Annotated in this window: 8 protein-coding genes and 2 pseudogenes; 3 read left to right on the forward strand and 7 right to left on the reverse strand. The window is 61.1% G+C overall.

Annotated features, from left to right (window positions below; translation table 11 throughout):
• Positions 1-60 precede the first annotated feature (60 nt).
• Both ACNPM8_RS08965 and ACNPM8_RS08970 read left to right on the forward strand, forming a co-directional pair.
• Positions 61-1,755 (forward strand): sensor histidine kinase, encoded by a 1,695-nt coding sequence (locus ACNPM8_RS08965; RefSeq protein ID WP_133834342.1) that lies wholly within the window; start codon positions 61-63, stop codon positions 1,753-1,755.
• A complete protein-coding gene (locus ACNPM8_RS08970) occupies positions 1,752-2,423 on the forward strand; it encodes a response regulator (protein WP_448939699.1) in 672 nt (223 codons plus the stop codon). The genes ACNPM8_RS08965 and ACNPM8_RS08970 overlap by 4 nt, the downstream gene beginning before the upstream one ends.
• 12 nt (positions 2,424-2,435) lie before the next feature.
• On the opposite strand, the gene ACNPM8_RS08975 is transcribed toward ACNPM8_RS08970, so the two are convergent.
• Complete coding sequence (locus ACNPM8_RS08975; RefSeq protein WP_133834343.1) at positions 2,436-3,191, reverse strand: aminoglycoside 3'-phosphotransferase; 756 nt, start codon at positions 3,189-3,191, stop codon at positions 2,436-2,438.
• A 139-nt stretch (positions 3,192-3,330) separates the two neighbouring features.
• Here ACNPM8_RS08975 and ACNPM8_RS08980 point away from each other — a divergent pair, with 139 nt between their 5' ends.
• Entirely contained in the window at positions 3,331-4,938 is a 1,608-nt protein-coding gene (locus ACNPM8_RS08980) for an alkaline phosphatase D family protein (protein ID WP_133834344.1), read from the forward strand.
• A 71-nt stretch (positions 4,939-5,009) separates the two neighbouring features.
• On the opposite strand, the gene ACNPM8_RS08985 is transcribed toward ACNPM8_RS08980, so the two are convergent.
• The 6 genes and pseudogenes from ACNPM8_RS08985 to ACNPM8_RS09010 form a co-directional block, all read right to left on the reverse strand.
• Complete coding sequence (locus tag ACNPM8_RS08985; RefSeq protein ID WP_105657993.1) at positions 5,010-6,296, reverse strand: aspartate kinase; 1,287 nt, start codon at positions 6,294-6,296, stop codon at positions 5,010-5,012.
• Between the two features lie 181 nt (positions 6,297-6,477).
• Positions 6,478-7,029 carry a hypothetical protein gene (locus ACNPM8_RS08990; RefSeq protein ID WP_133834345.1) on the reverse strand — a complete coding sequence of 184 codons (552 nt, stop codon included), beginning with the start codon at positions 7,027-7,029 and terminating at the stop codon, positions 6,478-6,480.
• Between the two features lie 416 nt (positions 7,030-7,445).
• Positions 7,446-7,922 carry a MarR family winged helix-turn-helix transcriptional regulator gene (locus ACNPM8_RS08995; RefSeq protein ID WP_105657995.1) on the reverse strand — a complete coding sequence of 159 codons (477 nt, stop codon included), beginning with the start codon at positions 7,920-7,922 and terminating at the stop codon, positions 7,446-7,448.
• Positions 7,923-7,930: 8 nt separating this feature from the next.
• Positions 7,931-9,553 (reverse strand): MFS transporter, encoded by a 1,623-nt coding sequence (locus tag ACNPM8_RS09000; RefSeq protein ID WP_448939700.1) that lies wholly within the window; start codon positions 9,551-9,553, stop codon positions 7,931-7,933.
• A 409-nt stretch (positions 9,554-9,962) separates the two neighbouring features.
• Positions 9,963-10,553 (reverse strand): annotated as a pseudogene (gene recR / locus ACNPM8_RS09005) (recombination mediator RecR); the annotation flags it as partial.
• Between the two features lie 90 nt (positions 10,554-10,643).
• Positions 10,644-12,307, reverse strand: a pseudogene (locus tag ACNPM8_RS09010) (hypothetical protein); the annotation flags it as partial.

Raw genomic sequence — 12,307 nt, forward strand, 5'->3', positions numbered from 1 at the left:
TTGCCAACTTTTTGCTCATTAAAATCACGAGAGTGGAAAGATGGGTTTATGCTGGGTGGCATGTTCCGTTCTGGCGCCGGCACCCGGCATTTCGCATCACGCATCATGCGGCTTCAATTCCTGGTCGTAGGTGTTCTGATTGTTCTCGTTACCGCCGGAACGCTTTTCGCCAGCTATGACCGCGTCTATTCAAAAGCCGAAGATACCTCGCTGACCATAGCTCGTTCGGTGGCCGTCTTGCCGGAAGTAGTTGAGCAGGTCTCGCACTATGCAAAGCTGGACGAGCTGGATGCCAAGGCGCTCGCCGATGGAAAACTGCAGCAACTGGCAAACGCTGTCATTGGGCAAGAGCAAGCGTATTTCGTGGTGATTACCGAGGACCGCGGACTGCGCTTGAGCCATCCGAACCCCGAGGAACTGGGCCAAATGGTTTCTACTGACCCGGTGGCGCTGGAAGGCATTGAAGCGGTCTCCCGGGAACACGGAACCCTTGGTGAATCGGTGCGCGCCAAGGTCCCGGTCTACAGTACCGCGGGTGCGGTCATCGGAGAGGTTTCCGTGGGCGTGACCACTGACTCCTTGACCGGGGCGCTGCTTGAGTCCTTCGCCTGGATTGTATTGCTTGCGGCGATTTGCGCAGCCTTGGCAGTGCTTGCCGGACGAGTCACCGTACGCCGTTTGAAGCGCCAGACCCTTGGGCTGGAACCGGCCGAAATTGCCCAGCTTGTCAGGGACCAGCAGGCCGTGCTCTACGGTGTTACCGAAGGTGTCATGGGCATTGGCGCCGATAGCCGAATTACCGTGCGCAACAGGGCCGCCAGGCAATTGCTGGGACTGCCGCACCGCACCGAATTGGAGGACGTGGTCGGCCGCCACTTTGAATCCGCTGGTTTGGATCACCGGCTGGTCAGGGCGATCAAGGAATGCGACCCGGCACCGGTGCGCTTTGCGGCCAATGGCAACTCGCTCATAGCCCGCGTGACCAAGGTCGACCGTGACGGAGTGGACCTCGGACTGGTCGTGCTGCTCCATGATGTCACCACCCTTGAAGCGTTGGGAACCAAACTCGATGCAGTCCAGGACATGGCCGATGCGCTGCGCGCCCAGCGCCATGAATTCGCCAACCGGATGCACGCAGTCCTCGGGCTGATCAACTTGGGCAAGATCGAACAGGCAGAAGACTACCTGCGTGAGGTGATGGAATCCGGGCCGAAGATCGCTCGGGTTCCCGGGCTGGAGGCCATCCAGGACGCTTACCTCTCGGCTTTTATTTCGGCGAAGGCGGTGCGCGCCCACGAACAAGGCATAGAACTGAGAGTGTCTGCCCAATCCATGCTTTTCGGACACATCGCCTCGGCCCACGATGCCCAAGACGCCACCGCAGTCCTGGGGAATCTGCTGGATAACGCCTTCACGGCAGCTCTTTGCACAGATGCAGAACCCTGGGTAGAAATCGACTTGCTCTCCGAAGGGAACACCTTGCACATCGCCGTGGCCGATTCTGGACCCGGCATTACCACCGACGAGGATATCTTCGCCCGGGACGTCAGCACCGGGTCCCATCTGGGTGGCGATCATGGCCATGGCGTCGGATTGCCGCTGATCAGACGGCTCGCCCAAGCCCGCAGCGGGGACGTCTGGATAGCGGACCGCGGGACGGATGGTTCCGGGGCAGTTATCGCAGCAAGATTGCCGGCGGTACTGGTGGAGCCAGCCAATACGGAAAACGACGAGATTGAAGGAGCGCAACATTGAGCGAGAATTCCAGCGGCAACTACCGGGTGCTAATTGTCGATGACGATTTCCGGGTAGGAGAGCTGCACGCTGAGATGGTCAACGCCATCCCCGGGTTCCAGGCCCTGGAGCCTGTGCAGGATCCGCGTGTTGTGCCCAAAATGGTGCAGAGCCTGAAACCTGATTTGGTATTGCTGGATCTCTACCTGCCGCATGTCAGTGGAATCGAGCTGTTGAGAGAACTCGATGTTGATGCGATCATGATTTCCGCGGCGATTGAACCGAAGAATATTGACAAAGCGCTGCGCTCGGGCGCACTGGCGTTCATCATCAAGCCCTTTGAGGCCAAGACCCTGGCCGCCAAGCTCAAAGGCTGGGCTCGCTATCGTCGCCAATTGACCGGGACCGCGGAGTTCAACCAGCAGGGCGTGGACCGGTTGTACCGGGCGCTTCAAGGGTGCGAAGAAACCAACGCATCGGTGGGTGCCGCCCCCACCGAGCAGGCAGTTCTTTCCTGCGTCAAGGATGCTACCGAACCCATGAGCGTCGCCGAGGTCGCGGAGGCAATTGGGGTTGCCCGTGCGACAGCGCAACGGTATTTGGCGGCGCTGGTGGCCAATGAATCCCTGGAGCTGCAGCTTGGATACGGAACTCGTGGCCGTCCCGAGCACCGTTACGTGGCACGCTAGCGGCTTGGCCTCCTAGGTTGCGTCCCAGACCTTTCGGTAGAACGACGCCTTCCGCTCATCGGGTTCGATTCCGTACCCGGCGTAGACATGTTGTTCGAAACCAGGCCCGTAATTCCACTCGGTGCTCCATGCGGCAACGGCGAGATCCGCCCAGCGGTCTCCAAGACCCAATTTCCCCATATCCACATGCGCGCTGAAATCATGGCTATCGGTGATGATCGTGTTGGGCAGGCAAGCATCGCCATGGCAGGCCACAAGATCAAGCTCCGGGATTTCAGCCAGCAAAGCAGCTTGCTCCTGGTCAGGCAGGTGCTGGATGCGGGATTCCAGATCCCAGCTGAAGGGGCACTGGTCGACCGGCAGCCGATCGTGCAGGTGGCGCAGACCGGCGCCCACTGCATACGCGGATCGCGCCGGATCGCTTTTGCCAAGCTCGCTGACTGCACTGTGCCCGGGCAATGCTGCCGTGACGAGCAGCTGGCCGTCAGCATATTGACCGCAGCTGAGCACTTCGGGGACTCTGATGAATTCTCCCGCCCACCGCATGCGCAGGGCTTCAGCCAGGAGATCGCCGTCCTCTTCGGGAGGGCATCCCGGCGACCACTTGGCGAAGCGCATCGGCTCGCCCTGCCCAAGCCGGTATGTTATCCCGCCAAATGCGTTCTGCCAGATACCCTCGATTTCCGCCTGGCCGGCTGCAGTGCGCACAGCTGGAGGAACTGGGTGGCCAGCCGACGGCGGGCCAGAAATGACTTGAGGTGAACTCATTTTTCTAGTCTGCCAGTAATGGGCGTGCTTTGGAGTTCAGGATCTCTGGATTCGTGGTGTGGACTGGACACGAACGATTTCTCTTGGTGTTCATCTGGGCTCAAGGAAATGGCTGATCAAGTCGTGAACACAGAATCACATGAATAATATTTCGCGACGCAAATTGCTCACCGGCGCCATTGGCGCAGGTGCTTTGACCTTGGTTGGGCCCACTGGAACAGCGCTGGCTTCCAGCAGTCCCCGACTCGTGCGTTCCCGCCTGGGATTGACCAGCGGATTTTCCATGGGGGATGTCTCTGCCAGCAATGCCGTACTCTGGGCTCGCAGCTCCGGGGAAGGCCGCTTGCGCGCGCAGCTGCGTGCGGTGGACGAAGCGGGGGAAATCATCCGCGGCCGTGGATCCTTCGCCAAGACTTTGCGCGGTGCCTACGCCCGCGAGGCCACTGACTTCACTGCAAAGATCAATGCCGAGCATCTGCCTGCCGGTACCCGTTTCGCGGTCAGCATCGGTTTCGAGGACGATAACGGCACCCTTGGCGAGACTCAGAACGGCTGGTTCAGCACCGCACCGGCGTTGACCGGTCGCCGCAACCACGACGCCTCCCGTGCCCAGAGTTTTGTGTGGTCCGGCGACACCGCTGGCCAGGGCTGGGGCATCAACGAAGAAATCGGTGGCATGCGCGCCTACGCGGCCATGCATGCAACCAAGCCGGACTTCTTCGTGCACAGCGGCGACACCATCTACGCCGACGGCCCGATTGCCGCAGAAGTTGTGGAACCGGACGGCCAGATCTGGCGCAACTTGGTCACCGAGGAAGTCTCCAAGGTGGCCGAAACCCTGGCCGAGTACCGTGGGCGGCACCGCTACAACCTGATGGACCGCAACGTGCGTGCCATGTATTCCGAGGTTCCGGTGATTGCCCAGTGGGATGACCACGAGACCCATAATAACTGGTGGCCGGGTGAGGTCATCGAAGATGAGCGCTACACGGTGCGCGATATCAACACCCTTGCCGCCCGCGGCCGCCAGGCCTGGCAGGAATACCAGCCGATCGCCGACCCGCGCGCCATGCGCGCAGGCACCGGATTCGAGGCAGCACGCATCTACCGCAAAATCTCGCGTGGTCCAGCAATGGACCTGTTCGCATTGGACATGCGCAGCTACAAGTCCGAGAACACCGCCGGAATGGAAGAGAAGTCCACTTCAATTCTCGGCGAAGAGCAGCTGAATTGGCTAGTCGATTCCTTGGCCAAGTCCAAGGCAACCTGGAAAGTCATTCTCAACGACCTGCCGCTGGGCATCATTGTTCCGGACGGCAAGGCGCAGGAATCAATTTCCAACGCAGACCACGGCGCACCACTAGGCCGCGAGCTGGAACTTGCCCGCCTGCTCAAGGCCATTAAGGACCGCGGCATCAAGAATGTCGTCTTCCTGACCGCGGATGTGCACTATTGCGCGGCGCACCACTACTCTCCAGAGCGTGCAGCCTTCAGCGAGTTCAATGAGTTCTGGGAATTCGTGGCCGGTCCAGTCAATGCCGGTTCCTTCGGGCCGAACCAAATGGATGGCACTTTCGGACCACGCGTGGACTTCTCGCTGGCTGGCAGCACCAACCAGTCGCCGCGCGATGGCAAGGGCCAGTTCTTCGGCCACGTCGACCTCGATGAGCAGGGCCTGTTCACCGTCACGCTGCGCAATGGCTTGGGCGAAATCGTCTACACCAAGACGCTGGAACCGAATAAATAGCAGTTAATTGGGAGAACGCCTGCGAAACAGTAATTGTTTCGCAGGCGTTCTCCTTTTCAGCTTGTCGGCGCTTAGCGGCCGGTGCCGCCGTAGACGGTGGCTTCCACGTCGGTATCCAGATCGAACGCGGTGTGGATAGCGCGTACTGCATCGTTGAGCTTGTCGGCGTCGGTGACCACGGAGATGCGGATCTCTGAAGTGGAGATCATGTCCACGTTCACGCCCGCGCGGTGCAATGCCTCGAAGAAGGTGAAGGAGACTCCTGGATTCGAGCGCATTCCGGCACCGATCAGCGAGAGCTTGCCAACCTCGTCATTGTGCTCGATTTCCTCGAAACCGATCTCCGGCTTCGCGGTGTTCAGTGCTTCAAGCACATGCTTGGTCTCGGTCATCGGCAGGGTGAAGGAGATATCGGTGGCACCCGAACCGCGGGTCGAGATGTTCTGCACAATCATGTCGATATTGGCCTGCGCAGCGGCGATAACCCCGAAAATCTGTGCTGCTTTGCCGGGGATGTCCGGAACGCCAATGATGGTGACCTTGGCTTCGGAGTGGTCGTGGGCGACACCTGAGATGATTGGCTGTTCCAAGGGTTCTCCCTCTTGAATTTTGATTTTGTCTTCGGGATCCGGGAGCACCCAGGTGCCCTCGTTGGTGCTGAATGAAGAGCGCACGTGCAGCGGCACGCCGAACCGGCGGGCGTATTCCACGCAACGCAGGTGCAAGATCTTCGAGCCGCTGGCGGCCATTTCCAGCATTTCTTCACTGGTGATCTTCTCGATCTTCTTGGCCGAGGCGACCACGCGCGGGTCGGCGGTGTAGATGCCGTCCACGTCGGTGTAGATTTCGCAGACATCGGCGCCCAGCGCGGCGGCCAGCGCGACGGCGGTGGTGTCCGAGCCGCCACGGCCCATGGTGGTGATGTTCTTGGATTCCTTGCTCATGCCCTGGAAACCGGCGACGATGGCGATGAATCCGCGGTCGATGGCACGGCGTACGCGCTGCGGGGAGACCTCCATGATGCGGGCTTTGCCGTGGGTGGAGTCGGTGATCAAGCCTGCCTGCGAGCCGGTGAATGAAGCAGCCTGCTCGCCGAGCTGGTTGATCGCCATCGCCAGCAGCGACATCGAGATGCGTTCGCCAGCGGAGAGCAGCATGTCCATCTCGCGGGCTGGTGCATCATCGGTAAGCTGGCCTGCCAGGTCCAGCAAGTCATCGGTGGTGTCGCCCATTGCGGAAACAACGACAACGACGTCATGGCCCTTGGATTTAGTATCAATAATTCGGCGCGCTACACGCTTGATGCCTTCGGCATCTGAAACGGAAGAACCGCCAAACTTTTGAACAATTAGGCCCATGGGCACTCACTCCACCTGTTGAAAGCTGTGCCTCGCCGCCGGTGGTTTTTGATGGAACTGTGGCGCGAGACATCTACCAGATAAATATTGTGACAGCTACGGGGCGACATGTCCTAGTTGTGAAGGTAACCATTGGTCATATTGCCTAGGAACCTCAATGCAGGTTGTTGAAAAACACTGGCTACCCCTTGAATTCAGCCAAAATTTGTCGCCAAAAGCCCTTCCATCCAGACACCTGTTCAGGTGTTCCAGCCTTAGTAATGTTTATGGCAACCGAGGATTTTCCACCTTTGAGGCCAATGTCTACCTGTGTCTTGGTTCCGTCGCTGAAATCAGCTCGCCAATAGCGCCATCGCTCTGAGCCGCTGGTGCGTGCAGGTTCGGAAAGCTGGTGGCCGTTGAACTCCTGGCGCCCCTGGACGCAGGCGATCCAGCGTTCCAGCGCGGTATCCAAATCAGCATCGATCGTGCTGCTCACCGAACTTTGGAAGGTGCCGTCTTGGGATTGGCCGGGCAGGCGTCGGCCAATGTGCTGCTCATAGGCTACAGCCACGGATTGAGCCCACCAGCCCGGAGTATCGACGGTTGGGGGCATGTGGGTGAAAGCCAGTTCGGCTATCTGCTTGTGCGTAAGTTGATCGGCTCCGCCAGCGCGCAGTTTGGCGCACCACTGATCCCATTCAATGCCGGTGGCCTTGGCGATGGCCGGGAGGTTGCTGCTTTTTGTTGCCATGAGGACAGTCTAGGGCGGACTTGGAGCTGTCGGTACTCCGAAGCGATGCGCCGGGCCCGCAGGAGCCTGCCGCTTTTCTGCGGGTCCTGCATCAGCGGAAGCAGCCTCTGAATCCATTCGTTCTGCGTCATGTCGCGCAGGCCCGCGGCATCCATGATGCCTGCCCATTCCTTCCACTCTTGAACCAGTGCGGATTTCGATTTTCCCTGATCTGCCCAGTGAAGTGCCCATGTACCGAAACCTGGCGCGCTCCAACAACAAGGTGGCCGCGGCGCCGCTGTCTGGCGCCGGGGAATGGGCCTTGAGCGAGGGCGCTGTGCGAAGCCGTGAACTGCCGGTGCATGTAGTGGGCTTTAAAAGCCCCTGGCCGGGGCTTCTCGGTAATTCCGAGAAGACCGGCCTGGGATTGGACCGCTCTAGAGGGACTTGATTTCCAAATTCAATCGGCTCAGGAGGTCGATGAGTGCCGACAGATCCTCATTGTCCCAATTGGTCATGCGCGAGCGGAGCTCTGTACGCCACCCTTGGAAGCATTCATGCCACCTTTCAACCGCAAGCTCGGTAGGCAGGATGTGGAACACCCTCCGGTCTTCCGGGTCGACTTCACGCTTGACCAGCGCCAGCTGTTCCAGCTTGGTGATCATGCGCGATAGCGCAGCTTTATCGACCAGCAAGTGTTCGCAGATTTCAGACTGGGTGATGCGTTGGCTGCGCAGAATCATCCCGAGCACGGGCAGGTATCCCGGGGTGAGCCGGCTGTCGAGCCGAGTGGCCAGTTCCCGCTTGGCACGCGCCGTCAGCGCGATCAGTGAAAATAACTCCTGTTCGGCTGAGGCATAGAGATCGGGACGTTGAGCGGCGGGAACGTCTTCGGCTTTGCTTGAAACCTGCACCGGATCTCCTAGTTGCCAGCTGGCGTTTCTGCCTTGGCTGCGTCCTGGTCCTCAGCAGCCAGCTCCTGCATGCGTTCACTTGCAGTCTGGGTCTTCAGCGACTGGTTGGGGATCAGGCAGACAGCCACGACGATGAGCAGCGACAGCGGAGCGGCAATGGTGAACAGCGAAGGCACTGCGTCGCCGTAGATGGACTCGAAGATCACGCGGACCGGTTCAGGCATCGCTGCAACTGAAGGCAGGGTGCCCGATCCCAATGCTGCGGTCAGCTCCTTGGCTTGGTCGCCCAGGGAAGCCAGGGCTGCGGCCAAATCGGATTGCCGGTCGGCGATCATGTTCGGCACAGTGGTCGCCAGTATGGCGCCCAGGCCTGCGGTACCCGCAGTGCCGCCCAAGGTGCGGAAGAAGTTCACGGACGAGGAGGCTACACCCAGTTCCTTGACGTGGACCGAGTTCTGCACGACCAGCACCATGTTCTGCATGACAAGGCCCATGCCGGCGCCGAGGATGAACATGTAGGCGGCGACCAACGCGTAGTTGGTGTCGTAGTGGATGGTTCCCAGCAGGAACAGCCCAACGACGATCAGCGCCGAACCGGTGACTACCAGTGCCTTCCACTTGCCGGTGCGCGAGATCATCGCACCGCCGATGGTGGAGATGACCAGCAGGCCGCCCATCAGCGGGAAGGTCATCAGGCCGGCCATGGTGGCTGATGCGCCACGGGCCATGATCATGTACTGGCTGAGGAACACCGAGGTGCCGAACATCGAGACGCCAACGGCCAGCGAGGCGATGACCGCGAAGGTGAAGGTGCGGTTCTTGAACAGGCCCAGGCTCAGCAACGGCTCGGAGGACTTGGCTTCGACCAGAATGAACAGCGCCAGCAGGATTACCGCACCGGCAATCATCAGGTAGCTGGTCGTCGAGGCCCACTCGAACTGCGAGCCTCCCAGCGACATCCAGATCAGCAGCAGCGAGACGCCGGAGGAAAGCAGGACGATGCCCCAGTAGTCGATCTTGACCTTGCGCTTGGCCATGGCCGGAAGGTGCAAGGTGCGCTGGATCAGGATGACCGCAGCGATGGCGAAAGGCAGGGCGATGAAGAAGTTCCAGCGCCAGTTGATGGTGTCAGTAACGAAGCCGCCGATCAGCGGGCCGCCCACGGTTCCAACGGCCATGACAGCGCCGAACAGGCCCATGTACTTTCCGCGTTCGCGAGGGGAGAGGAAATCGGCCATGACGATCTGCGCCAAGGCGCCAACGCCGCCACCGGCCAGTCCCTGGACAACGCGCATGGTGATCAGGAAGCTGGTGTCCTGCGAGAAACCTGCGGCGGCCGAGGCGAGCACGAAGATGCCGAGCGAGATCTGCAGCAGCAGTTTGCGGTTGCCCAGGTCGGCGAGCTTGCCCCAGATCGGAGTGGAGATGGTGGTCGCCAACAAGGTGGCGGTGACCACCCAGGTGTAGGCGGTCTGGCTGCCGTTGAGATCGGAGACGATCACTGGCAGCGAGCTGGAAACGACGGTGCTGGCCAAGATGGAGACGAACATGCCCATCAAAATGCCCGTGAGGGCAGTGAGGATTTCGCGGTGAGTCATCTTGGGCTTGGCGACCGGTGCGGTTGCGGTCATGGAAGCTCCAAAAATTTAGGGTCAGGCGTAGAGGGCCTGAATGGTTGATTGATATCAACTATACGGCGATAGTTGACTATTATCAACTAAGCGTGTTTCACCCCACATCACCGTGCGGGCATAGAAAAACGCCCTGCGCTCAAGCCGGCGAACCGGAAGAGTGCAGAGCGTTCCAAGGCAACCAGAACTACTGGCTGCGACGGTTATCCATCTCGGGAACTACCGGATGCGAAGGCCCTTCGCCAGCGTTGCTGGAAGGTACCGGCGCACCGCCAACGTGCAGCAGGCGAGGTTCGGATAGCTGGGCTTTTGGCTTCTCTGCAGCTTCTCCGGACTGATCTTGCGGCGCCTGCTCCTCGGATCCCTGCTTCTGGGCCTTGGCGCGGGCCGGACCCGGCGCGGTGCGGCCGGCAGCGCGACGTCCCTCGAAGGCGCGGGCCAGGGTCACTTCATCGGCGTATTCCAGATCGCCGCCCACCGGCAGGCCGGAGGCCAACCGGGTGATGTGGATGCCCAAAGGGGCTAGCGCGCGCACCAGGTACACGGCGGTGGCTTCGCCTTCGAGATTCGGGTCGGTGGCCAGGATCAGTTCGGTGATCGAGTCATCGGCCAAGCGGGTTACCAGCTCGCGGATGTGCAGCTGTTCCGGGCCAACGCCTGCCAGCGGATTAATGGAACCGCCGAGCACGTGGTACTTGCCGGAGAATGCCCGGGTGCGCTCAATGGCCAGGACGTCCTTGGACTCCTCCACGATGCAGATCTTGGTGCCATCGCGGCGTTCATCGCGGCAAATGGCGCAGGTTTCCTGCTCCGAGATGTTGAAGCAGATCTCGCAGAACTTCACCTTTTCCTTGACCAGCTGGATCGAGGCGGCGAGCCGGGTCATGTCCTCGGCATCGGCGTCAAGAATGTGGAAAGCAATGCGCTGAGCCGACTTCGGGCCGATGCCAGGCAAGCGACCGAGCTCGTCGATCAGTTCCTGTACAGCACCTTCGTACACGTGCGCCTACTTTCTAGCTTGCTTCAATACCGTGAAATTGTTCCGTGGTACACCCTAGTGTCTCACTCCGACAGTTCGCCGTGGTGCCGGCTACAAGCTTCGTTTGATTTCCACTACATTCCCGTTGACGTCGCGCTGCTCGATGACCATGCCGCCGAGCAGGCGTTCCACGGCTGGAACACCGATCAGTGCCGAATCCTCGACCTCGATATCATCGTCGCTCGGGACAAATTCCTCGGGCTCTTGCACCGGAGCAGGCGCGGGAGCCGAAGCAGGACCGCCCCAGCCGCGCGCCACCTGGGCAGGCGCCGGCGCACTGGGTGCGTTCTTCGCCTGGTCCATCAGCTGCTGGTATCGGCTCATGCGGCCTGAGACCGCCCGTGCCGAATCCGCAGGATCCGGTGCCGGTTCAGCCTGTGGAGCGCCCCATCCCGGAGCGGACTCAGGGGCCGGCTGCGGGGCTGCCGGGGGTTGCAGCGGTGCGGCCGGCTCCTGGCGAGGCTGTTCCTGATGCTGGGGGCGGACCTGCGGCTGCGTTTGGGCAGTCCGCGGCGCCGGGGCTTCCGGAACCGATGGAGCTGATGGCGCCATAGCTTGTGGAGCCTGCTGCCCGGATTCGCCAACCGCTAGATTCCCGAAGGAATCGGTGGTGCTTTCCGGGTGCAACGGGGTCGAAGAAACCGGACGTGCAATGTTCGGAACACCGCCCTCAGCCTGGCGCGCCGTCATGCCAGCAGTCATCCGGGGCTTGGGAGCCACCGGAGGCCCACCGAAACTCCGTGGTGCACTAGCCGCCGGCGCTGGCGCTGGCGCTGGCGCTGGCGCTGCCGGGGTCGGCTGCGGAGCCACGGCCGGGACCGGAGCCTGTTGCTGCGGCTGAACCTGCTGCGCTTCCGGAACAGAACCAGCTGGCACGTAGTACGGGTCATCCGGGAACGGTGGCTCGTCGAAGTAGGGTTCATCCGCGGGAGGCGGGACGTCATCGTAGGAGTTGTCGTACCCGTCATGGGCGCGTGGTGCAGGCGCGACTGGTGCCGAGCTTGGCACAGCGGATACCGGGCGCTGCTGCGGTGCCGGAGCGGCAGCTTGGGCCCGTGCCGCAGCGCGCGCAGCCGCCCCAGCAGAACTTACAGCCTTGGTGAACTTAGTTGGTGCTGGGGTTGGCGCCGGGATTGGCCGGCGCTCACCTTTTGGGGAACCACCACCGTTGGGGTTGGAGCCGCCTTCGGTGAGGATCACTTCGATCGGTGCACCGGTGACCTGGGATAGAACCCCGGTCAGCGTATTCATCAGATCCGGCCGGTTGCGCAGATTCACGATTGGGCCAGTATTGCTGAACGCCAAGGTGAGGGTGCGGCCATCGAAGCCTGCCACAGAGCCATAGGTGGCAACCATGGAATGCAGGACGCGCGAGCTGCCTTGCAACTGCTGCAAGATCGTTGGCCACGCTTGCTGGAACATCGCCACCGGTGAGCCGGTGTCCTGTGGTGCTGGCTGGCTCTGCGGCATCCCGCTAGGGGCACCATGTTGAGGTTGCTGAGCACCCTGTTGTTGTTGTTGCTGTTGCTGTTGCGGTGCTTGAGCGCGTCGGGCCTGTTCTTGCGCGGCTCGCTGTTGTGCTTCGCGTTCAGCTTGTTCGCGTTGGGACTGTTCTTGTGCGGCGCGCTGTTGTGCTTCGCGTTCAGCTTGTTCGCGTTGGGACTGTTCTTGTGCGGCGCGCTGTTGTGCTTCGCGTTCAGCTTGTTCGCGTTGGG

It is taken from the genome of Glutamicibacter sp. AGC46, from assembly GCF_053543715.1.